This is a genomic window from Acaryochloris sp. IP29b_bin.148, from assembly GCF_028285565.1.
Lineage (GTDB): Bacteria > Cyanobacteriota > Cyanobacteriia > Thermosynechococcales > Thermosynechococcaceae > Acaryochloris.
In genome coordinates, this window is the sequence record NZ_JANQOY010000176.1 from 13,662 (window position 1) to 34,221 (window position 20,560).

At 46.6% G+C, this 20,560-nt stretch carries 25 protein-coding genes; 19 read left to right on the forward strand and 6 right to left on the reverse strand.

Features of this window, described 5'->3' with window-relative positions; translation table 11 throughout:
• Positions 1–42 precede the first annotated feature (42 nt).
• Entirely contained in the window at positions 43–759 is a 717-nt protein-coding gene (locus Q0986_RS16380) for a response regulator transcription factor (RefSeq protein WP_299412764.1), read from the forward strand.
• A gap of 38 nt (positions 760–797) precedes the next feature.
• Positions 798–2,246 (forward strand): CHASE3 domain-containing protein, encoded by a 1,449-nt coding sequence (locus Q0986_RS16385; RefSeq protein ID WP_299412768.1) that lies wholly within the window; start codon positions 798–800, stop codon positions 2,244–2,246.
• A gap of 203 nt (positions 2,247–2,449) precedes the next feature.
• On the opposite strand, the gene Q0986_RS16390 is transcribed toward Q0986_RS16385, so the two are convergent.
• Positions 2,450–2,590, reverse strand: coding sequence for a photosystem II reaction center protein T (locus Q0986_RS16390; RefSeq protein ID WP_299412770.1), 141 nt, complete (start codon positions 2,588–2,590; stop codon positions 2,450–2,452).
• A 366-nt stretch (positions 2,591–2,956) separates the two neighbouring features.
• On the opposite strand from Q0986_RS16390, the gene Q0986_RS16395 reads away from it, so the two are divergent.
• The 6 genes from Q0986_RS16395 to Q0986_RS16420 all read left to right on the forward strand — a co-directional run bounded on the left by Q0986_RS16395 (position 2,957) and on the right by Q0986_RS16420 (position 8,471).
• Positions 2,957–3,538, forward strand: coding sequence for an HdeD family acid-resistance protein (locus tag Q0986_RS16395; protein ID WP_299412773.1), 582 nt, complete (start codon positions 2,957–2,959; stop codon positions 3,536–3,538).
• Positions 3,539–3,546: 8 nt separating this feature from the next.
• Entirely contained in the window at positions 3,547–4,587 is a 1,041-nt protein-coding gene (locus tag Q0986_RS16400; protein ID WP_299412777.1) for a hypothetical protein, read from the forward strand.
• 251 nt (positions 4,588–4,838) lie between these two features.
• Entirely contained in the window at positions 4,839–5,936 is a 1,098-nt protein-coding gene (locus Q0986_RS16405) for a site-2 protease family protein (RefSeq protein WP_299412780.1), read from the forward strand.
• A 101-nt stretch (positions 5,937–6,037) separates the two neighbouring features.
• Positions 6,038–6,679, forward strand: coding sequence for a histidine phosphatase family protein (locus tag Q0986_RS16410; protein WP_299412784.1), 642 nt, complete (start codon positions 6,038–6,040; stop codon positions 6,677–6,679).
• A 278-nt stretch (positions 6,680–6,957) separates the two neighbouring features.
• A complete protein-coding gene (locus tag Q0986_RS16415; protein WP_299412787.1) occupies positions 6,958–7,743 on the forward strand; it encodes an alpha/beta hydrolase in 786 nt (261 codons plus the stop codon).
• A 170-nt stretch (positions 7,744–7,913) separates the two neighbouring features.
• The gene (locus Q0986_RS16420; protein WP_299412792.1) at positions 7,914–8,471 is read left to right on the forward strand and encodes an alpha/beta hydrolase; all 558 of its coding nucleotides are present in this window, start codon (positions 7,914–7,916) and stop codon (positions 8,469–8,471) included.
• 96 nt (positions 8,472–8,567) lie between these two features.
• Here the strand turns inward: Q0986_RS16420 and Q0986_RS16425 are convergent, their stop codons facing one another.
• From Q0986_RS16425 to Q0986_RS16440, 4 genes are all read right to left on the reverse strand, one after another.
• Positions 8,568–10,112 (reverse strand): metallophosphoesterase, encoded by a 1,545-nt coding sequence (locus Q0986_RS16425; protein ID WP_299412795.1) that lies wholly within the window; start codon positions 10,110–10,112, stop codon positions 8,568–8,570.
• 167 nt (positions 10,113–10,279) lie between these two features.
• On the reverse strand, positions 10,280–10,816 hold the full coding sequence (locus Q0986_RS16430; protein ID WP_299412799.1) for a Dps family protein: 537 nt from the start codon (positions 10,814–10,816) through the stop codon (positions 10,280–10,282).
• Positions 10,817–11,152: 336 nt separating this feature from the next.
• Positions 11,153–11,296: a high light inducible protein gene (locus Q0986_RS16435; RefSeq protein ID WP_299412804.1), complete on the reverse strand. Its 144-nt coding sequence runs from the start codon at positions 11,294–11,296 to the stop codon at positions 11,153–11,155.
• A 93-nt stretch (positions 11,297–11,389) separates the two neighbouring features.
• The gene (locus Q0986_RS16440) at positions 11,390–11,662 is read right to left on the reverse strand and encodes a high light inducible protein (protein ID WP_299412807.1); all 273 of its coding nucleotides are present in this window, start codon (positions 11,660–11,662) and stop codon (positions 11,390–11,392) included.
• A 404-nt stretch (positions 11,663–12,066) separates the two neighbouring features.
• Between Q0986_RS16440 and Q0986_RS16445 the strand changes: the two genes are divergently transcribed.
• The 6 genes from Q0986_RS16445 (at position 12,067) to Q0986_RS16470 (ending at position 15,250) form a co-directional block, all read left to right on the forward strand.
• Complete coding sequence (locus Q0986_RS16445; protein WP_299412811.1) at positions 12,067–12,483, forward strand: CsbD family protein; 417 nt, start codon at positions 12,067–12,069, stop codon at positions 12,481–12,483.
• Positions 12,484–12,778: 295 nt separating this feature from the next.
• Complete coding sequence (locus Q0986_RS16450) at positions 12,779–12,961, forward strand: CsbD family protein (RefSeq protein WP_010470481.1); 183 nt, start codon at positions 12,779–12,781, stop codon at positions 12,959–12,961.
• Between the two features lie 82 nt (positions 12,962–13,043).
• On the forward strand, positions 13,044–13,208 hold the full coding sequence (locus Q0986_RS16455) for a DUF1328 domain-containing protein (RefSeq protein ID WP_299412825.1): 165 nt from the start codon (positions 13,044–13,046) through the stop codon (positions 13,206–13,208).
• Between the two features lie 137 nt (positions 13,209–13,345).
• Complete coding sequence (locus Q0986_RS16460) at positions 13,346–13,666, forward strand: hypothetical protein (protein WP_299412828.1); 321 nt, start codon at positions 13,346–13,348, stop codon at positions 13,664–13,666.
• A 67-nt stretch (positions 13,667–13,733) separates the two neighbouring features.
• The gene (locus Q0986_RS16465; protein ID WP_299412831.1) at positions 13,734–14,309 is read left to right on the forward strand and encodes a hypothetical protein; all 576 of its coding nucleotides are present in this window, start codon (positions 13,734–13,736) and stop codon (positions 14,307–14,309) included.
• Between the two features lie 461 nt (positions 14,310–14,770).
• Entirely contained in the window at positions 14,771–15,250 is a 480-nt protein-coding gene (locus Q0986_RS16470; RefSeq protein ID WP_299412834.1) for a response regulator, read from the forward strand.
• A gap of 18 nt (positions 15,251–15,268) precedes the next feature.
• Here the strand turns inward: Q0986_RS16470 and Q0986_RS16475 are convergent, their stop codons facing one another.
• Complete coding sequence (locus Q0986_RS16475; protein WP_299412837.1) at positions 15,269–15,643, reverse strand: DUF2294 domain-containing protein; 375 nt, start codon at positions 15,641–15,643, stop codon at positions 15,269–15,271.
• A 607-nt stretch (positions 15,644–16,250) separates the two neighbouring features.
• Between Q0986_RS16475 and Q0986_RS16480 the strand changes: the two genes are divergently transcribed.
• The 5 genes from Q0986_RS16480 to Q0986_RS16500 all read left to right on the forward strand — a co-directional run.
• Positions 16,251–17,237: a zinc-dependent alcohol dehydrogenase family protein gene (locus Q0986_RS16480; protein ID WP_299412840.1), complete on the forward strand. Its 987-nt coding sequence runs from the start codon at positions 16,251–16,253 to the stop codon at positions 17,235–17,237.
• 357 nt (positions 17,238–17,594) lie between these two features.
• The gene (locus tag Q0986_RS16485) at positions 17,595–17,777 is read left to right on the forward strand and encodes a CsbD family protein (RefSeq protein WP_299412843.1); all 183 of its coding nucleotides are present in this window, start codon (positions 17,595–17,597) and stop codon (positions 17,775–17,777) included.
• Positions 17,778–17,892: 115 nt separating this feature from the next.
• A complete protein-coding gene (locus tag Q0986_RS16490) occupies positions 17,893–18,894 on the forward strand; it encodes a TIGR00341 family protein (protein ID WP_299412846.1) in 1,002 nt (333 codons plus the stop codon).
• A 72-nt stretch (positions 18,895–18,966) separates the two neighbouring features.
• Complete coding sequence (locus Q0986_RS16495) at positions 18,967–19,968, forward strand: YihY/virulence factor BrkB family protein (protein WP_299412850.1); 1,002 nt, start codon at positions 18,967–18,969, stop codon at positions 19,966–19,968.
• A 49-nt stretch (positions 19,969–20,017) separates the two neighbouring features.
• Positions 20,018–20,560, forward strand: a 543-nt coding sequence (locus Q0986_RS16500) for a DUF389 domain-containing protein (protein WP_299412853.1), incomplete at its 3' end; no start/stop codon positions are given.

Below are 20,560 nucleotides of genomic sequence, written 5' to 3' on the forward strand. Positions count from 1 at the left end.
CGTTTCCTGCTCCTCTTACTCACCCGTTGAAAAGGCGAACCCATGACTAAAATTCAGGTTGTTATTATCGAAGACCATGATCTCAGCCGTGTGGGCCTGACAGCCGCACTCCAGCACAGTGGGACCGTGGATGTCCTTGGGTCGGCGGCCAATGGTCGCCAAGGTCTGGAGATAATTCAGCAATACAAACCCGATGTTGCCATTTTGGATATTGGCTTACCCGATATCGACGGTATTGAAGTCACCCTTCAGCTCAAACAAATTCAGCAAGCGGATGAAACCTTGCAAACCAAGGTGCTGATGTTGACAGCCAATACCAGTGAAGATGCCGTACTGGCAGCCTTTGCTGCTGGCGCAGATTCCTACAGCCTCAAGGAAATCAGTGTCGAAGACTTACTCAGTGCCATTCAGCTGACCCATGAGGGTAACGCTTGGATTGATCCCAACATTGCCCGGATTGTCTTGCAGCAAGCTAAAGCATCAAAAGAGGCCCCCCAAGATGCTGAAGCTGACACCACGGTCATTAAAGCCACCGATCCGGAATACCAAGCCATCTTAGAAACAGAACCGTTAACGGATCGCGAATTAGAAGTTTTAGAACTGATTGTGGCAGGATGCAGTAACGCCGTTATCGCCGACAAGCTCTATATTTCCGTCGGCACCGTCAAAACTCACGTGCGCAGCATTTTGAATAAGCTCTGCGCCGATGACCGAACCCAAGCTGCCGTCAGAGCCCTCCGGTCAGGCTTAGTCATTTAACAAGTTGCTAGGGAGACTGAACCTAACGTTGCAAAACTATGGGACAAGCCGAGCCAACATCTAAAGCCAAAAAAACCGCAAAGGGAAAATCCATCCTGCACTACTGGACGAACTTATCCCTGACGCGCCAAGGAACAGTTATTTTAGCCATCCCTTTAACCTGTCTGTTAATCACCATGGCAGCCTGGATCGGCACCCGCAAGAATGAAGAATTTACCTATCAGCAGATCGTCCATACTCAAAAGGTATTACGTACCAGCGATCAACTCTTAAACGCCTTGATCAATGCAGAAACAGGCATTCGGGGTTATGGACTCACCGAAGACCAAAAATTTTTAGTCTCTTATCGAGAAGCGTTACCTGAAATCGAGCCGACGCTACAAGAATTATCTCAACAAGTTCAAGAAAATCCAGAACAACACCAACAGATTACCGAGCTAGAACAATTAATCCAACAAGAACTGGATGTTCTGACTAAAACCCTGAAACAAATTGAAAACGATTTCCGATTTGCGCCCCAGGCCCCTCGCCTCGGGGCTTTAGTAGAACAAGGGAAAGCCCGGATGGATGCGGTTCGGCAATCCTTGCAAGACTTTAAAGATGCTGAGCAGGAAATATTAGTGAGACGTCGCATCCGTTTAAGCCAAGCGAGGTTTGTCAATGATGCCCTATTGGGGGTGTCTGGTGTGATTAGCCTGTTGGGGTTTGCCGCCGCTTTGTCTTTGTATCGGCAAACGGAAAAACAAATGCTGCGCCGCGCGGATGAATTAGCTGCAACCAACCGAATTTTGGCAACGGCAAATCTCACCCTAGCCCAACGCAATAAGGAGCTAGACCAGTTTACCTATGTGGTTTCTCACGACTTGAAAGCCCCTTTGCGAGCGATTGCCAATCTTTCTGAGTGGATTGAAGAAGATCTCGACGAAAAACTAGATGAAGAAAATCGCTACCAGATGAACTTGATGCGAAAACGGGTTCATCGCATGGAGGCGTTGATTAACGGGCTGCTGCAATTTTCTCGGGTAGGACGCCGCCAATCCACCATAGAAACGGTTAGAGTCGGCGACCTACTGACCGACATCATTGATTCGTTGGCTCCCCCTACCGAATTTCAAATCGAGATTGTGGGGCCAATGCCCACTCTACAAACGGATACCCTCCAATTACAGCAGGTCTTTAGCAACTTACTGAGCAATGCCATCAAACATCATCACCAATCAGAGGGGCATATTCGTATCTCAGGGCAAAAGCAATTAGATTTTTATGAGTTTATGGTTAGTGATGATGGCCCAGGTATTGCCGAGGATTATCACGACAAGATCTTTAAAATTTTTCAAGTCTTAGATAGTCGCGACGCAACAGAAAATACAGGAATTGGCCTATCGATCGTCAAGAAGATTATTGAGTCAAAAGGGGGAAGCATTCAAGTCGAATCTGAAGTCAATCATGGTACGACGTTCAGATTTACTTGGCCTCAAGAAGAATAACTTGTTGTGGTCAAGTTGTTCTAAATAAATGCAAATTCTCTTGGTAAAATCTGCAAACTATTATTTTTATGACCTAAAATCTCATAAGATAATAGGCAATTCCAAACAAATTTCTAGGTTGAATTAAATTTTTATTTATATCGTGTTTTGTTGCCATTATATTACGCGCCATCCAAAAATCAGATGGCGCGTAATATACTATTTTATCTTCTAGTAGACTGAGACGATTCACGAAAACTACGGCTTTGAATTTTCTCAAGGGTGGGTTTCTCTCGGAAGAAAACAGCAAAAAAGAATAATCCGATAATACAGGCCAAGATAAAAACGTAGGCTATAACGTCCATTTAAAATCCTCAAAAACTGCGTTTTTGCTCAATCTTTGTCGAGCAACTAAATTAATGATATAGACAAGTAAGGTTGTCACGGAACTACCTTTAGACAGAGATTTTTGGCTCACCTAATCTTTCTTAAGAAGGTAGATTTTTTATTCGCGTTATCTGTAAGTAATTAAAGGTATAAACTATATTTTTGAATAAAAATATTAATATCAACAGCTCCTGTAAAAGTACTAGATATACCTTAGGTTAGGTGAAGCTTTATAGTTTTCTATCTAAAGGTAGATTTAATTCAAAACCATTTCAGAGATGATGATTGTAGATTGAATCGCGAAATTAAAATTTCAATATTTCGCAACCAGAAAGGATACACACATGAGTAACCAAGATATTCAAAATAACCAGCCCTCATTCGGGAAATGGTCTATCGCCCTGGGGGCTTTGATCGTTGTCCTAGGTTTCGTCGCCATCGCCATGCCCTTTGTCAGCACGTTGGCTACGGAACTAGTGATTGCAGGGGTCTTTTTGAGCAGCGGTATTATTCAACTGATTTATGCCTATCAGTCTCGCGCGAATGTAAAAAGCCTAGCCTTTAAGTTTCTCTTAGGCGCAGGCTACATTGGCTCCAGCTTATTGCTGCTGTTCTATCCCCTTCAAGGAGTCCTGACCCTAACCCTCGCTGTGGGTTCTTTCCTTCTTGTAGAAGGTATTTTGCAAGCCGTGATGGCTATTCGTATGCGAGAGGAAGAGTCTGGCTGGTATTGGACCCTAGGAAGTGGTGTCTTTGCCGTTGTGTTTGGTCTTTCCATTATGTTGGGCTGGCCTGCTGACTCTGCTTGGATTCTGGGCCTTCTTGTTGGTCTAAACCTCATCTCTGATGGTTGGCCGATGGTGATCTTTGGTCTCGTCGATACCGATCTGTTTGGTCCAGGTCCTCAGCAACCCCAAGCTAGCTAATAATGGGCATGACAGACGCCTCGACTAGACAGCAATCCCGCTACCAGTCTGTGAGCTGGTGGCGGCTCTTTGTGACTGTAGTGGTTCTCTTCAATTTAGGACTGGTGTTGTTTCACCTCTCCTATGGATCATTGCGATCGCAAATTTTCCAATGGTTCCCCCAACTGGTGTATGGGTATGACCCCATTTACGAGAACGGATTGTGGCGAGTTGATCGGTATTTCGCTGCATTTTTCGGATTAGAGTACCTGCGCGAAACAGGGGTGTTAAGTCGTCAGCGCCGCAGCATAACCTGGCCCCAGGCTATGCTGCGGCGCTGGTACAATCTGCTCCTACTGCTTCCCTTCTGGCAATGGCTACGCATTATTCCAGCAGGGATCTATATCCATCGTGCAGAGTTAGCAAACGTGGAAGCAATCATCACTCACATTACCCACGAGCCCATTGCTTACCTGGCAGATCGAGTCTCTATGTTTATGCTGGTTCGACTGGTGAACCAAACTCAGGATGCGGTCAAACAAGGGGATGCGGCTCGACTCTTGCTCCAAAGCGATAACTACATCCACGTGGGAGGTAACGATACGTTGGATGCGATCGCAGATCGACTCTTACAGCTCACCTTCGGACAGGTGATCCCCCAACTGCAACCAGAGCTAGAGATGCTGCTGCATCAAAGTCTTGCTAGTACGATCAAGCGCTCAGATATTTACAAAACCATCGAGCAAGTCCCAGGCATTGCAGTGCTCCCCCTCGATCTGACCGACCAGTTAGCAGATGCCTTGGCCCAATCTACCTATGAGATCTTGACCACCTCTTATCAAGATCCCACCAATCGCCAGCTGTTTGAACAGCTCGCTCAGTCCTTCAAACAAGTCCTCCGGTATGAATTGAGCCAAACCACAACGCAACAAGAAATACAGCACCTCCTCTCCGATTTACTAGAGGAACTCAAACTCAATTACATTCAACGCTCAACTCAACGGGATTCCGTTGCTACCTTGCAAGAAGTCAACCAACTGCAAGAATCCCTGGAAGGCTCTGATCCATAACAGCCGGATAATAGGCATCGCGAATGGGGCGGTTCTGAAGTAGCGGTTTCTCTCTAAACCACCACCACAGAACAAGGCGCATGGTGAATAACAAACGGACTGGTCCACTGAACCGCCCTGCTGGAGAACCGAACGATTGAGGTCGGTTACTACGGAAAGGTGAAGATTTACATTTCGTTACAATTATCAATAAGGGGCAATACCGCTGACCTATCCAGAGGATTGCTCATCCATCGATTAGGAGTCTTTTTATGAACGGTAACTATAGATTAGGCAGCCTCTTTGGCATCCCTTTCTATCTCAATGCATCATGGTTTCTAGTGTTGCTATTTTTTTCTTGGACCTATGGCAATGGCCTAGCCGCTCAATTTCCAGAGTTAATAGGGATTGCACCTTGGCTTCTGGGCTTCGTGACGGCAATTCTACTGTTTAGTTCAGTCCTCGCCCACGAACTCGGCCATAGCCTAGTGGCGATGCAGCAAGGGATTGAAGTGAAGTCCATCACGCTGTTTCTGTTTGGCGGCCTTGCCAGTCTGGAAGAGGAATCAAAAACGCCCTTTGGATCGTTTGCCATTGCGATCGCAGGTCCTGCCGTTAGCGTTCTCCTTTGGGCGCTCCTCTCCTATGGGGGCATGCAGCTATCTCTTAGCGGCCCAATTGCCGCCATCGTTGGGTTCCTAGCCACGATTAACCTGTTTCTAGCCTTGTTCAATATGATTCCCGGTCTACCACTCGACGGAGGTAATGTTCTCAAAGCAGCCGTCTGGAAGATTACGGGTAATCGCTATCGAGGCATCAGAATCGCTGCCCGTGCTGGCCAGGTTGTGGGGGGTATTGCGATCGCATCCGGTATCCTTTCCCTCAGCGTCTGGAATGCATTGATCGGCTGGTTCTTGTACCAAAATGCAGGGCGAGCGCTTCAATCTTCCCAGCTTCAGGAAGAGCTTAGCCAATACACTGCAGCAGATGTGGTGATCGAAGGTGAATTTGTGATTGGCCTCAATGCTTCCCTTCGCCAGCTAGCCAATCAGGCGATTCCCTATCAAGGTAAAGTCTCTAGATTTCTGGTCGTCAACGAGCAAGGACAGCTCGTGGGGGCCGTGAACTTAGAGGATCTAAATTCAGTGTCTACGATGCAATGGCCCCAAGTGTCCGTCCAAGACATCCTACAGCCAGCCGTACTCCCTCCAGTGGTGCAGTCCACTCAATCCCTGCTGGATATTGTGACCTTACTGGATAAAGAGAAGCTTCAAACCCTAGCGGTCGTTAAGGAAAGTGGTGCGCTCGTAGGCTTGCTAGAAAAAGCAGCCATCCGCCGTTTTCTTCAGCAAGGTATGGCTGCAGCGTAAGCTCGGGCTGACGTATTGCGATTACTAAAACGGGTTAATTCATCCCTTTTGGCTGAAGAATCAACTCTAATTTCAAGCAACCCGATAGGAGCAGTTTAAAAATGGGACTACAGGTCTATTTCTTACGGCATGGAGAGACGCCATTTAGTATCAGCGGTGGATTCTGCGGTGAACTGGATCTAACGTTAACCGAACAAGGCAAAGTAATGGCGGCGGAATTTGCACAAGCTTATGGCCACATTCCCTGGCAGGCTATTTTTACTAGCCCCATGAAACGCACAGCAGCAACCGCTGCCCCCCTTTGCCAGGCACTAGGGATGGAACCCCAGGTTCGAGAAGGTCTGCGAGAGATGAGTTTTGGTGACTGGGAAGAGAAAGCTCGCGATGAAGTCAAATCGAAATATTTAGAAGACTACATTCGCTGGATGACTGAACCCGCCTGGAACGCACCCACAGGTGGAGGAGAAACAGCGGTTGAAGTTGCCAATCGAGCCATGCCAGTCATTGCTGAGATTGAAGATACCTGTAGCGATGGACCTGTACTGGTGGTGTCTCATAAGACAACGATCCGAATTATCCTTTGCCAACTATTAGGCATTGATTTGGGACGCTATCGCGATCGCATTGACTGCTTGGCAGGCTCATTAAGCATTGTGAAATTTGACGAACATGGTCCCCTGTTGCAGCGGTTAGGGGATCGCGCTTACATGTCCGATGCTTTGCAAGAGCGAACTGGCACTTAATGCCAACTTTAGCCAGCAGAACTTTGTCTAGAGAGTTCTGCCGTCTTTCTCTATGAGGTTGTCCTCAAGCACCATAAAGGCTGTGCTTAGACATCTTCCCAACGGCTGAATTTGAAAGGAGACAACATATCCTCAGAGAGGATAGAAATTTCTGGAAAATCTATGATAATAGATGATAAGTAAACTAGATCTAACCACAGTTGCGAGTAATTCAACTCAGATAGCCTGTTTACTTCAGAAATTCACCCCATTGATAAGCCCATTGAAAGGAGTCTCCTATGAAAACAGCGTTCCAATCACTGCTCTCTTGGAGTGTTGCTGGTTTGACGACAATGAATGCTTTATTTTTTGCAACTCAAACCCAAGCTGCAGAGAGTATATTTGTCCGCTATAAAGATACCGAAGTAACCGTGACACGCAGCGAACTGAATGACTTCAGCAATACGGGAGAATTACCTCCATCATTGGAAAAGCTGCTAGACACGGATATGGAACTCCCAGAGGTCGCCCGTAAAGCGCTTTCTACCCAAATCACTGTACCCACGTTTTTACAAAATTTTCTGGAAGGCTCAAATGGGGAGTTTCTCCTCTTCAAGCTTGATCAGGCCATTTCTAGCACTTCTGGCAGAACAGAAGATGGGCTTGAATCCCTGAAGACAGCAGTTCTGAACTCCATTGAGGATGAGCGAGTTTCTTTTATAGAAATCATCGACAAGTATCCCCAGAACACTATTCGAGTTAACTTAACGAATTTAGAGAGCACTTACACCCAGGTCAGTGGCTTTGTCGAAAAAACATTACCGGCTCTAGAAGTCGCAAAAGGCGTATTGTCTGACTTTATTTGCGATTGCAACACAACACAAGCAGACTCCGAGACCAATTCTGGCTCAACCTATCAAGCTGAAAAGGTATCTCATAATTGTGCAGATCAGAAACCTGCAACAACGGTGTCCGAAAATAGCAATTCCCCTAAAGGGCAATCTAGCCCCCAATCTCCTTCGTCAACGCCTCAGGATCCGATCTCAACAACCGAAACATCTGTTATTCCAGTCCAAGCTCAATAGCGTTTGTAGGGAATATCTGAGCATCATGCCTTTGAATGCTTGTCAGGATTTACTACTGTTTACGGAGTCGATTAATGGCCCATTGGTATTCATTATTTCAAAAATTTAGACGTGGGAGAATTGTTAAAGGACTGACTTGTTCCGCACTCGCCTCAATTTCAGCTACCAGCTTGATAGCACCTACGACCTCTGTTCAGGCGGCAGAGAAGGTTGTTTTTACTTACAATCAGTTCGGCCAATCTCTCACGATTGATGAGTTAGAAACCTTTGCTGAGACTGGCAAAGCGTCTTCTAAGCTCAAATTTTTTCTGAATGTATCAGGACAAGATCCAGAAGTTGCCCGTCAGTTTATGACTAAAAACCTCAAGGTCAACTTGCGTACGGCTGATAAAATTCTGACGATACTGCCTGGAGAATATGCCCTGTTCCAAGCGGGGCAAGTCATTCATACCCCCGATCGAAAAGCCAATATGCAGGCTCTGCGATCGGCGATCTTGCTCTCTCTCAGTGATGATAATCAAATTTCTTTTTTAGAATTTTTGCAAAAATATCCCACGTCACAACTCACTGTTGATGGTGTTCGGGTTGCTAAAGTGGCTGGTACCATTGATGGTCTGATTGGCGGTGCTGAGCAAGCATCTGATGGCACCGGACCTCTCGCTGTTGCCAAAGATATCTTGAGTAGTGTTATCTGCGATTGTCAGACTCCTCAAGCAGCAGTTCGCTAGCTGCAAACACAGCCTGCGTATTCAATCCCCAATAAAGATAACCATTATTCAGGTCTCTTTATTGGGGATTGAACTTGACAGGGAAAAAATAGGATATTACTTGAGTTCAATGGTATCCATGACGGGGGTTTGCCACTGATGCTGAAATCGTTCGGTAACTAGGGGTTGAAGAATAATTTTCGGCGGTGTTCCAGCTTTAACATCGATACGCAAGCCCGAATAGGGCCGATGTTTTTGGGAGCCATGTCCATATCGACCGATATAGAGATGCGATCGCGCCACAATGCGTTTTTCTCCTTCCTGTTTTTCCGTTAACTCCGGTCCTTCAGACCGCTGACGGCGCAGACTAAAACCACTACCACCACAAATCACCCAATTAAGATTGGCATCGGCATGTCCTGTATCTCCGGTCATCAAATACTCCATGCAGTGGGCATGGCCATTGATGACTAAATCTACGATTGATCGACCTTGGCTGAGTTCACCCACCTGACGTTGAACACCATTCAGGACCCAACGTAGGTTTTGCCGAACGGCTAAGGTTTGGCCCTGATACCACTTGGTTGCTTCTGTCACATAGGGCGGATGGTGGAAAAATAAGATTCGCCCCCGAGCAGATGGATCTTGCCAGGATTGGATCAGCTGTTGCTTGAGCCAGGTGAGTTGTTCTATATCAACAGCCGCTTCTGTCTCATTGGCTAACTGCTTATCAATATCCAGAATTTGCTCTTCAATTTGTTCGACCTTGCTATAAGTGTCCTCAATCTCTAAGTCGTCTATGTCTACCGCTGCTCTTAATGCGTCTGTCTTCTGCTGCATCAGGGATTGGCGAGTTTTAAGCAGATATTGCTTCAATCGCTGGCCCGCTTCTGTATCCGGCAAAGCCTGAGGTGCATTAAACGTATTGGAATCCAGGGCAAAAAAATCAATCCCGCCTTGGCTAAACTGATAGTAGCGATTTGGGAGCCGAGTAAATTGGCCCGGTTGGTATCGCAGACACTTCTCTGACTCTGAGCAGGACGTGTAGTGGGTGTCTAGATGTTGTCTGAGTTCTGAGTCACTGAGGCCCTGTACGTAATCCAAAAAAGCTTTGGCATAGACCTCTCCCTTGTGGGAACCGTGCCAACCGACATCTAAATCAAATTGGCGTTGGAATAGCTTACGCAAGGGCAACGTCACTTGGGACATCAATCCCCATATCCAGGGCAAGTCGTAATAATCGTGATTTCCGGGGACTGGAAAGAACGGGAATTGAAACACCATCTGATCGTAGGCAATATCCTGGGGCTGATGTCCCCCCACGAGCCACTCGCGATAGGGATCGATAAAGTTCTCGGAATATTGCTCATCGGAGCCGACGAGATAAACGACATCTCCCGTATGTAAAGCAAAGCTGCTTCCTTCTCCATGCTTCAACAGCAGCTCCATCATGCGTCGCTGAGGGCTATCCCCTCGGTGTTGCCCCGTGCCACTGTCTCCGATCACGAGGAAGGAGAAATCTTGACGATTCGATTCCCCATTTTCTAAGACCACTTGGGTCTGATTGATATTTTGGCCCGAAATTAAAGGGTGTTGCCAGCACACCCTTTTCTTCATTTCATTGATTTTGAGGGAGATAGATGGATTAGAAACAAACTGCATAGATCATTATTGAAATTTCTTCCATAGCAAGGAGAATGAGGTGTATCAATCTAGCCCATTATTGCCCGAAAGGTCAGATGATTGGAGTAGGTAACCCTTTCATCCCAGAGGGATAGCGTTGAGTTGATGTGCGATGGCCGTAGGCTGGCCTACGGCCATCGCAAAATCTAATGCACACTTGCTTGCAGATTCAATCCCGACCGTGAACCACTGGCATCGACGTGTTCTCCTTCAATAAAGGATCGCAACATCCAGGCCATCTCTTCATGCTCTTCCATTAAACTTGTCAAGAAATCTGCTGTTCCTTCATCATGGAATTGCTCAGAACAGTGATCGATATGTTCTCTCAAATTACGAATGACCTGTTCATGATCGTTGACTAAACGAGCCACCATATCCGTTGTAGTGGGCAAGTCACCCGGGTGTTCACTTATCGTTGCGTTATCCAAAAAACCCTTGGCAGTCCCCAGCGGATATCCACCTAACGCTCGGATTCGCTCTGCACAAGCATCAACATTTGAGGTCAAGGTTTCATACTGTTTTTTCCAAAGGTGATGAAGGGTCATAAATTGGGGACCCACGACATCCCAGTGATATTTCTTGGTTTTAATGACCAGTAAATATAAATCAGCCAAATCTTGATTTAAAAGTTGAATCACACCTTGTCGTTGTTCAGTCGTTAAACCAATATTGTAAGGTCGCATATATATTTCCCATTTTTCCTTTTCTTCTACTAATTAATCAAATATTCATCTGCCATACATCCATCGCAAGGATGAGTTTTTGGTTTAGTTATCAGCCAAAAGTTGTAAAAATATTTCATGCAACCATTAAAAATAGCCCAAGCATTAGGAGCTTATCTAATGCCTAGACTATCTTCAATAAACTCTATTCCTACACAGCCAAGAACAGGGGGTGAGGGCCAAGCTTCAAGACGCCCTCCCCCAACTGTTGGATACGCCCAGAGGGTTCTATTTTGAATACTTTAGAAAATATTCAGGCAGAAGGCAATAAAGCTTAAATTATTTATTTTATGACTACTATAAGGCCAAGAGCTGATTATAAAGACCGTGGCCAGTGATTAATTCAGCAATAATTGAGAGGGTAAATCCCATCATGGCTAGACGACCACTCCAAGTCTCAGCAAACTGAGTAAAGCCAAGTTTTGCTTTTCGGCGTTCCATAATTACGATGCTCCTATAAATGTTTATGATTGAGTGCGAGAAACCTTTTTAGTCAATCTCGATTTATCAAGTCAGACTCTGCAGAGACTTGACTTACCCCAATAAGTGGATAATCCCCTTGCCAGTCACAATTTCTGTGAGGACTAGCAGGTCAAAACCAATCATCGCGATTCGTCCACTCAAGGTTTCAGCAAAGGGGGTAAATCCGAAGAAATCTTCTGGTCTTTCGCCTGGCTCAGCAGCATATGGTTCGGGTTCAACTGCAAATTTATTCGTTAAGCCAGCTTCATCCTTGACATAACCTTGCTCTCTTTCTTCGGGGGATAGTTCTTCTATTAAGACAGCAGATAAATGCTCATTACTCATAAAGTAAGACTCCGTAAAATTGCTTATGTTCGATGTCTTAATTATCTGACAAGCAAGCCGTATCCAGCATCAGCCTTAAGACATAAAGCTGATCCAAACTCTTATGTCCAAAGGATTACCATGCGTACTGATAAAGGATCAAAACCTCAATAATATTCTTATATATAAACCCTTGAATTATCGCCAAAACAGAGAAAAATAGTTCTGATAGCTCACACAATATCTAGCTTTATATTCACAAGGGACAGATATATATAGATAGCCACAAACTCTACCTTTAGGGAGACTCACCCTTATTCTATTTAGATCCTGGGGGAGATTTATTCGCCCCATCTCTCAGGGTAAATAGGAGTAGAAATCCACTCAGGGTTTTGAAAAAACTAAAGAAGATTAAGGAGGAAGTTATGCGTCCTGGTTTCATTCGTATTTGCCGCCAAGTTACCTATACATTGGCATTGTCATTTTCGATTTTGATCAGCAGTCTAGGGACACTTCCCATGGATGCGATCGCAGCACCGAATCAGCCTCAACTGATGGCTTTATTTGGCTCCAGTCGGGCAGAACAATTGGATAACATGGCCAAAACCGATATCGATAAGACCTTCGGCAGCGGCACCAGCACCAAAGCAGAAGGTGCAGTTAAACAAGCCCAAGGCAAAGCACAACAAGATATTCAGGCCACTCAAAGCGCGTTTAAGAAAGTTCCAGGTAAAGCTAAACAGGATATGGGGCGAACTCAAAATGCCATTGGCAATCTGGAGCAAAATATTGAATCTGCAGCGGAAGATGCCCAAGATGCAGTGAAAGAATTGTTTGAATAATCCACTGCTCTCGTCAATCGATTGGGCTGACTTCCCGTTGGCCCATTGCAGATGGGTCTAATCTCATTTTGGTCGCTATTTTTCTCATGCCTGAAATATTGAGGCTTGGCACTGATATCCTCTGGGATTACACCTAGAGGAAATTTGACTGCGGTTTAGATGGGATCTATCCACCTAAAGATGGACCGTCCTTAATCTGAGAACCGTCCCATGGACAGACGAGTTTTAAGATGACCTTTCCTAGGATAAAGCTGTACAAACCAAACGCAATGTAGCCTTTAGGAGGGAAACTTTTATGAGTACTGAAGATAGAGCAAAAGCCACAGCTAAAAATATCGAAGGTAAGGCCCAAGAAGCTTTAGGGAATGTGACAGGCGATCCTGAAGATCAAGCCGCTGGCAAAGCCAAGCAGGCAGAAGCAGGAGTTCGTCATGCCACTGAAGACGCAAAAGACAAAGTCAAAGAAGCGATCGACTAATCGTTACTTCAATTAGGCATTGAGTTTCTGGTAGTCAGGTCCAGTTTGCCTTGATAGGTTGCTGGACCTTTTTTGGGGCTTCATGCTCAATTTGACCCTGACCTTTCTGGTGGTTGCCTTAATTGCCACCTTCCTTGGGTTTAGCGGTATTGCTGCCAGTGCCGCTGTGATCGCAAAAATTCTGTTCTACATATTTATCGTCTGTTTTATGCTTTCGGTCTTACTTGGCCTGACCAAACGGGTTTAGCCCCTGTCCAGCTACATCCAGGACGGACTTCTCTCTACCTTTAGGGGGAGAACGGTCAAACCCCCAGTTCCTACTTTGGGAAGATGATGCCCCCCAATCAGTCCCCATAAACTGAAACCGAACGTTAAGGAAACCCTATGAGTCAATTCGAAAAAGAACAAGCTCGCTACGAGCAAGGCTATGCAGCTGGCAGTCGGGCGAGTCAAAGCAATCCAGCAACCGGACTATTTGTGGGTGTTTTTGCCGTCGCGGTATTAGGAATTGGTGGTTGGCTTGTGTTTGCCCAAACCAATCAGCCATCGACGGGAGATACAGATGTGATTAATGTCCCCCAATCAGAAGCGCCCCCACCAGACATCAACATCAATATCCCCAAACCGGAAATTAATCTGCCTAAACCTGACATTGATATTCCAAACCCCAGTGATGAAACCACTGAATCAAGCTCTGACAGTTAGGCACTCTGCCAATCTTTTGTTCCCCATTGAGAGATGCACTGTCCTTTAGTTATCGGGAGTAAACCTTATGACACATTCTACAAACCGTCCATATCCCCAACCGTCATCCGATGAAAAAATCATCATCGATCAAGAAGTGCGCTACTCTGATGGGTCTGTACGTAAACATCGCGAAACCGTAAGCAGTGATGATCCAGCGATGGAAGCACGATTGGAACGAGCCCGGCTCGAAATGGATCGCCAACTCAAAATTCGAGATAACGATAATGCCGCTCGGGGCCTCTTGGTTGGGATAATTGTGACCACTTTCTTTGGACTTGGCATTTTAGCTTGGTACATTCTGACGAACCGTCAGGACACCAACGTGACGCCCACAGTGGTCCCCGCTCAGCCCTCAGAACCCTCAACACCGCCTGATATCAACATCACCTTACCCAATCCACCTGCCGCCGAACGCACCGAAACACCCGCCGATCCACCCACAATTATCCAAACCCAGCCTGCTTCGCCTCAACCCACGAATCCCTCCAGTCAAGAGACGGTACCGTCCTCTAATCCAGACGTCTCTGCTCCTGAACCCACTAGTTCTCCTGCCCCTTCAATCAGTGAAGAATCTACTGAGTCTTCAGCACCTGCCCCTTAAGTCTGGTAGCTTAGTCTGACGATATCGAGCCTGGAGTCCCATATGGACTCCGTAAGCCATCAACCCTGCGGTGCCAACAAGCCTGGTCCGTAGGGTTGATGCTTGATAGTCTCCAATGCCTCTTCTGAGGTACGCACTTTATGGGCATCAAACTCATAAGCAGCCTGGATCACCACCCATCAAGACCAAAATGCCACCTCTGAAAAGTTGAGCCCTCTATTGCTAATGCATACACTCAATAATTTATGATAAATTCATACTATCTTTTAAGAAAACGGTCAATTTGTTGGCTTGAGCCACTCTTTCCTGATTCAACTTAGATAAAGTCTGAGCAAAGAGTCTTCCCCCAGCAAAACGTCAGGCGAACCAATCCACCTCAAGTGCCCCTTGGCCACTGATGGAATGCTTCGTTCTCCTATCTCAGGAGATCGTCATTCTCGGTACTTGCCCTGGTGGAGCCAATGAAATCCTCTTCGTTACCCCATAATCAAAATATTGTCCTATCGAACAGAGGCTTAGCGCCCCAGAAACGATGTCCTCTAGTCTTAGTGATTGAAGATGATCCAGATAATCTTCTGTTGCTGTATCACTTAGTCACAAGCCTGGGGTGTGATGTCTTATTAGCCAAGGGCGGGCAAGCGGGTCTAACCATGGTCAAAGATACGGTGCCAGATCTGATCCTGCTCGATATCGTCATGCCTCACTTGAGTGGGTTTGACGTTCTCCAGCAACTGAGGAAGCTACCCCAAGCTGAATCGGTGGCTGTTGTTGCCGTCACGGGCTTAGCAACTTCGACAGAGAAACAACAGTTGTTGCAGGCAGGCTGTTGTGACTATCTGTGTAAGCCCTATCTGATTGAGGCTTTGGAAGCTCTCATTTGCCAGCATGTCTCCTTTCACCCCCAATTGACTAAACCTTTGAATTTTCCGATTGGGGCATAATCTTCAGGGTTGGGGCCTTTATGACGTGCTACGTACCATTGGCGTCTTCTCTAGCATGGCGATAATACCAGTGAGTCCAGACTCCAAGGTAACATCACTGAGCAAATCGGTTACGGTAACGCCTGAGACTTCCTCCACCAGGCTTTTTAGCTTCGGTTTCATAAAATCATCTAGATTTGTTCGAACTTCTTCAGCTAAGTCTGCTTGTCCCTTCTGAGCCAAAATTTGCTCGGGCGGGGTCAAGGAATCTTCTAGGATGATAATCAATTTTTCGTCACAGAGCTGACAGCTCACTTTGGTCGGTTGTTGACCTAATTGATTGCGATATAACGCCTGCACTTTCTGAGAAAGGGAACGTTCTAGCTGCCCTTTGGTGGGGGGGGCTGATGCCATTGCCAATATAGGGGGTATGGGTACATCGGAATAGAAAACAATGCTAAGGCTGTAATGATCTAACAGTACGGGTTTCGGGCTGTAAATGTCGCACTTTTAAAACCACCAAAATCAATATAATCTTTTCTAGGCATAGGTTTCAAGGAAATAACTTTTTTATTATTAATCTTTTCATCAGCTAAAAGCCTTTTTGACAGATGCTTATAGGCGTTTAGCATACATCTAAGCTGTGTTTAGGGAGGCGGCAACGATCACTCGCACTTGTTGGTGAAAATGATAAATCATTTGCTGCTGCCGTAACGCTGCCAAACTCTGCAATTCTCAGAAATAAGTAAAACCACGAAATATCCATTATAAAAAATATCCAAATTATGATTTCGTCAAAGCCCTATTTATCATTCTTTTACGAACAATTATGATGCGGACACAGTTCCTCACGGATTGAAAGGAGGCATCGCAATGAAAACGATTGGTTATTCGCGGGGCTAATTTCAGCGCAAAATTCTCTTGTCGAATTTAGGGTAGATGTGCCTTAGCTTGGTCCCACTGACCTACTTGTGTAAAAACATCACTACGGACGAAATCATAACCAATTGGAGACTTAAACATGAAAGCAATGCTCATAAAATCGTACGGCGAAGATGCGACCTTTGAACCTGCGGAAATTGAAAAACCTCAAGTCAAAGCGGGACATGTCCTCGTGAAGATCGCGGCATCGAGTGTGAACACGGTCGATACGATGATTCGTACGATGGGAAAGGAGTTACCACTTTCGCCGGATACGCCCGCGATTCTAGGCATGGACTTCGCTGGGACGGTCGAGGCCGTTGGCGAGGATGTATCAACCTATGCAATGGGCGACGAAGTATACGGCTGTGCAGGTGGACTGGCAGACTTACCGGGTACGCTGGCTGACTACATGGTGGCGGATGCCAACCTGATCGCCCACAAACCCAAAAACTTGTCGATGCGTGAAGCCGCTGCCTTGCCGCTGGTTGCCATTACGGCTTACGAAGGGCTAACCCGTGCGGGCATCAAGCCCGACCAGAAAGTTCTCGTACATGGCGGGTCTGGTGGCGTTGGTCATATCGCTCTGCAGCTAGCCAAACACTTTGGTGCCGACGTCTATTCCACAGGAGGCGGTGACAAACAGTTGGCCCTCATCAACCAACTGGGTGCAACCGGCATTAACTACAAGACAGAATCAGTTGAACAATACGTTGCTAAACACACCCATGGGAACGGTTTTGATTTGGTGTTCGATTCTGTTGGTGGTGCAAACATGCTTAATTCATTTGAAGCAGCCGCGCTGAATGGCCAAGTTGCATCAACCGTTTCGATGTGTGAGCTGGATTTGACGTTAGCTCACTTTAAAGGGTTGTCATTACATGTCGTGTTTATGCTCATTCCGATGTTGCACAACTTCAAACGAGAACAACACGGGGAAATCCTTCGGAGCTTAGCTCAGATTGTTGAGTCAGGCGGACTGCGCCCCGTCCTTGATGAAGAAAAGTACTCGCTTGAACAAGCCGGACAGGCACATGCTCGTTTGGAAAGTCGACAAGCGATGGGCAAGGTGGTCATTGAAAACTAAGCTCAATAGCTGTTTTAGGGAGGTTGCTTGATTCAAGTTGATGAGGGTAATGTCAGGTAAAAATTACCCTCCCTTAGGAGAATGATGCTGACATTTTCTAAGTTATTTCCTTGAAACCTTTACCTGAAAAGAAATACATCGGTTTTCACACTTTTTAAAGTGTGAAATTTAGCGTCTGAAACCCATACTGTTATAGTATTACAGCCTTAGCATTATTTTCTATTCCGATGTACCCATAACTCCGATCTCTCTCTTGCGATAGACCCATCAAACTATCTTGCGGTAGAGCCTGAGTCAGTGGACCGATTGATAGATTAATGGTGTCTCCAAAACCACTGAGAATAAAGGAGTTAAGCCATGAGTATTGAAGATAGAATTGATGCCACGGTCAAAAACCTGGAGGGAAAAGGCCAGGAAATGATGGGAGAACTCACAGGCAACCCTCAAGATCGCAAAGAAGGTCAAGCCAAGCAGGCTGAAGCCGAGACTCAACATGCCATTGAGAATATTAAGGATGACATTAAGCAAGCCATTGACTAGCCGTAATGGATGATCGTTTTCACTCCTGTGTCTCTAGGTGCTAGGTAGTCTCAGACTACCTAGCCTTTTTATATCCCTATTTAAATCTCTCCCCCCTTCACACCCGCTTTTTGACATGAACGTCCGGTTACTGGAAATTGATACCTCATCACCCGATAGAGTCTTGGAACTGCTCAAGGACATTCCTTGTATAGATATTTGGCAAACGTCAGAACCAGCCTGTATTCGAGTAACCGTCAGAACCCCCCAAGTGGAGCAGGTGCTCCATCGTTTACAGACAAACTTAGCCAACCCCAAAGTGCTAATTTTGCCAGTGGAAGCCCAGTGGCCCGTGCCTGACTTAGAGGCCCCTTGCAATCAAACCGCTGCACGCCTGAGTCGAGAGGAAATCTATACCAAAGTGGGGCAACAGGTGCAAATAACGGGAACCCAGATCGGCCTAGTGGTCCTGTCCACGCTTATTGTGGCCATTGGCTTACTCAAGGGGAGTGAAGCGATCTTGATTGGGGGAATGGTCTTAGCACCTTTACTACAACCCATTTTGGGGTTAGCAGTGGCTGCAGTTTTAGGGGATTTTGTCTTAGCTAAACAAGCGATCAAGGTGGGCGGCATCAGTATCGGACTCGTCCTAGGGCTCACCATTTTTCTAGGAATAGTGAGTCCAATACCGACTGACCTGCCAGGGGTAATGGCACGGGTGAGGGTGGAGCCAATGGATGCAGGATTAGCCGTTGCAGCCGGTATTGCCAGCGCTTTGTCACTCACCTCTGATAATCAGAATGCGATGGTTGGCGTTATGGTGGCCGTCGCTATACTGCCGCCATTAGTTGTTCTGGGGCTATTGATTGGGGCGGGGGAATGGGCATTAGCCCCTGGAGCCTTTCTGCTAGTCCTAACCAATGTCATCGGATTGAATCTGGCAGCCACCGCTACATTGACGGCTCAGAACCTAGAACTACCCTTTCAGTGGCGACAGCAGGCCCAGGGGTTTACCCAGAGGCTGTTGGGTATGGGGATGATTTTAATTTTGGGAATTATGGGTGTGGTGACTTGGCAACAGCTTGATTTTGGGAATATTCTTGCCCAAGCAAGCACCGTTATTCATCCCAAGGGATAACCATTTGGCTCCAGCCTATTGTTAAAACCCTCCCTTGCTCCAACCGTCGTCAACTCTTGCAGGAAACACAGCATGTCCTTTGATAACGTCTTTTGGTTGCTTAAGGTAACCGGACTAGAGTGGCAACGAGATAAAGCCTCTCGGCTGGCAGCCGCCTTGGCCTATTACACTGCTTTTTCCTTGGCCCCAGTGTTAGTGATTGTGATTGCGATCGCAAGTTTGGCATTTAACCAAAGCACCGTCCAAGGGCAAGTAATGGCGCAATTCAAAGAATGGTTAGGCCCCGATGGTGCCGCTATTATCCGGGTGATGGTGCGGGGAACCTACCTACAAGGATCTGGGATGAGAGATACATTAGGAAGTTTGGTTTTACTGTTTGTCGGCTCCACCGGACTCTTCACCAACCTCAAAGATGCCTTGAATTCCATTTGGAAAATTCAGCCTGCCCCAGATCGGGGTTGGAAGGGATTTGTGCGGGATCGGCTCTTTGCCTTTGTGATGGTGCTCGGCGTTGGGCTGGTTTTAATCCTGATCCTAGGACTCAGCACCTGGCTAACGGCGGTCAGTCATAGCGCTAGTACCTATGTCAGCTCTTGGATCCATGTGGGACGAATCTTAGATTCAGTATTTTCCTTAAGTATCATCACCTTTATCGTCGCCTTAATCTATAAATATTTGCCTGATGTCGAGATTCAATGGAGCGATGTCTGGATTGGTTCGTTTCTCACGTCTTTATTATTCGCCGTGGGTAAATTTTTGATTAGTTTGTACTTGAGCCAAAACAGTCTCAGTTCCACCTACGGAGCAGCCGGGTCCCTTGCCGTCGTTTTACTGTGGGTCAATTACTCAGCGCAAATTTTCTTTTTTGGTGCAGAGCTAACCAAAGTCTATACCAATCGCTTTGGCTCCCAGATTCGACCGGCCCGTTATGCAACCGCGCTCCAAGACCCCGTTACACAGCCAAGTCCTTCTCAACTCAATGCTCAAAAAGCGGCCTCATCTTCAGGCAACTCCCTCATCCAGCAGTTGCCGCAGTGGTTGAAAAAAGTATTTCGTCGCACCACTCGCTCATAAGGCTCACCCGTGGAGCCACGTCCACCAACCGTTAACGGATCCTCGATCCATGACTAAACTGATGACTAAGCTCCGCACCTACTTCAGCAAAAGCCGTCGAGGCTTACATTCTGCCCAAAAAGAAGTCGCTGAGTTGTGGCACCAAAACAGTGGCGATTGGAGCTGGGCTGTCGAAAAGCCCCGACCTGTTGCCGCCGTCAATCGGAGTTTATGGAAAAGCTCCGTGCCTTCCCTCAGCTTCTATGCCATGTTGGGTTTATCCAGCGTTATTGCCACCCTAGGACTACTCTCAGGCAGCGCTGCTGTGATTATTGGAGCCATGATCATCGCCCCCTTAATGGGCTCTATTATTGGTATCGCCTATGCCATTGTGATGGGCAACCGTCGTCTCCTCAAGCGGTCTGCTCTGACCACCTTTAAAGGAATCTTGCTATCCATCCTAGCGGCAACCCTGATTACGTTGCTATTTGGATTAACGCAAACCAATTCAGAAATCTTGGCTCGGGTTCGTCCCACCCTGATTGATCTGGGGGTTGCGCTTGCGGCTGGCGCTGCAGGGGCTTTTGCTATTTCTCGCCGTCAAGTTGAGAAT

Excerpts from the sequence above, each read along its gene's own strand:
- Q0986_RS16380 (WP_299412764.1), top strand. The coding sequence starts at position 43 with ATGACTAAAATTCAGGTTGTTATTATCGAAGACCATGATCTCAGCCGT.
- Q0986_RS16385 (WP_299412768.1), top strand. The coding sequence starts at position 798 with ATGGGACAAGCCGAGCCAACATCTAAAGCCAAAAAAACCGCAAAGGGA.
- Q0986_RS16390 (WP_299412770.1), bottom strand. The coding sequence starts at position 2,590 with ATGGACGTTATAGCCTACGTTTTTATCTTGGCCTGTATTATCGGATTA.
- Q0986_RS16395 (WP_299412773.1), top strand. The coding sequence starts at position 2,957 with ATGAGTAACCAAGATATTCAAAATAACCAGCCCTCATTCGGGAAATGG.
- Q0986_RS16400 (WP_299412777.1), top strand. The coding sequence starts at position 3,547 with ATGACAGACGCCTCGACTAGACAGCAATCCCGCTACCAGTCTGTGAGC.
- Q0986_RS16405 (WP_299412780.1), top strand. The coding sequence starts at position 4,839 with ATGAACGGTAACTATAGATTAGGCAGCCTCTTTGGCATCCCTTTCTAT.
- Q0986_RS16410 (WP_299412784.1), top strand. The coding sequence starts at position 6,038 with ATGGGACTACAGGTCTATTTCTTACGGCATGGAGAGACGCCATTTAGT.
- Q0986_RS16415 (WP_299412787.1), top strand. The coding sequence starts at position 6,958 with ATGAAAACAGCGTTCCAATCACTGCTCTCTTGGAGTGTTGCTGGTTTG.
- Q0986_RS16425 (WP_299412795.1), bottom strand. The coding sequence starts at position 10,112 with ATGCAGTTTGTTTCTAATCCATCTATCTCCCTCAAAATCAATGAAATG.
- Q0986_RS16430 (WP_299412799.1), bottom strand. The coding sequence starts at position 10,816 with ATGCGACCTTACAATATTGGTTTAACGACTGAACAACGACAAGGTGTG.
- Q0986_RS16435 (WP_299412804.1), bottom strand. The coding sequence starts at position 11,296 with ATGGAACGCCGAAAAGCAAAACTTGGCTTTACTCAGTTTGCTGAGACT.
- Q0986_RS16440 (WP_299412807.1), bottom strand. The coding sequence starts at position 11,662 with ATGAGTAATGAGCATTTATCTGCTGTCTTAATAGAAGAACTATCCCCC.
- Q0986_RS16445 (WP_299412811.1), top strand. The coding sequence starts at position 12,067 with ATGCGTCCTGGTTTCATTCGTATTTGCCGCCAAGTTACCTATACATTG.
- Q0986_RS16450 (WP_010470481.1), top strand. The coding sequence starts at position 12,779 with ATGAGTACTGAAGATAGAGCAAAAGCCACAGCTAAAAATATCGAAGGT.
- Q0986_RS16455 (WP_299412825.1), top strand. The coding sequence starts at position 13,044 with ATGCTCAATTTGACCCTGACCTTTCTGGTGGTTGCCTTAATTGCCACC.
- Q0986_RS16460 (WP_299412828.1), top strand. The coding sequence starts at position 13,346 with ATGAGTCAATTCGAAAAAGAACAAGCTCGCTACGAGCAAGGCTATGCA.
- Q0986_RS16465 (WP_299412831.1), top strand. The coding sequence starts at position 13,734 with ATGACACATTCTACAAACCGTCCATATCCCCAACCGTCATCCGATGAA.
- Q0986_RS16470 (WP_299412834.1), top strand. The coding sequence starts at position 14,771 with ATGAAATCCTCTTCGTTACCCCATAATCAAAATATTGTCCTATCGAAC.
- Q0986_RS16475 (WP_299412837.1), bottom strand. The coding sequence starts at position 15,643 with ATGGCATCAGCCCCCCCCACCAAAGGGCAGCTAGAACGTTCCCTTTCT.
- Q0986_RS16480 (WP_299412840.1), top strand. The coding sequence starts at position 16,251 with ATGAAAGCAATGCTCATAAAATCGTACGGCGAAGATGCGACCTTTGAA.
- Q0986_RS16485 (WP_299412843.1), top strand. The coding sequence starts at position 17,595 with ATGAGTATTGAAGATAGAATTGATGCCACGGTCAAAAACCTGGAGGGA.
- Q0986_RS16490 (WP_299412846.1), top strand. The coding sequence starts at position 17,893 with ATGAACGTCCGGTTACTGGAAATTGATACCTCATCACCCGATAGAGTC.
- Q0986_RS16495 (WP_299412850.1), top strand. The coding sequence starts at position 18,967 with ATGTCCTTTGATAACGTCTTTTGGTTGCTTAAGGTAACCGGACTAGAG.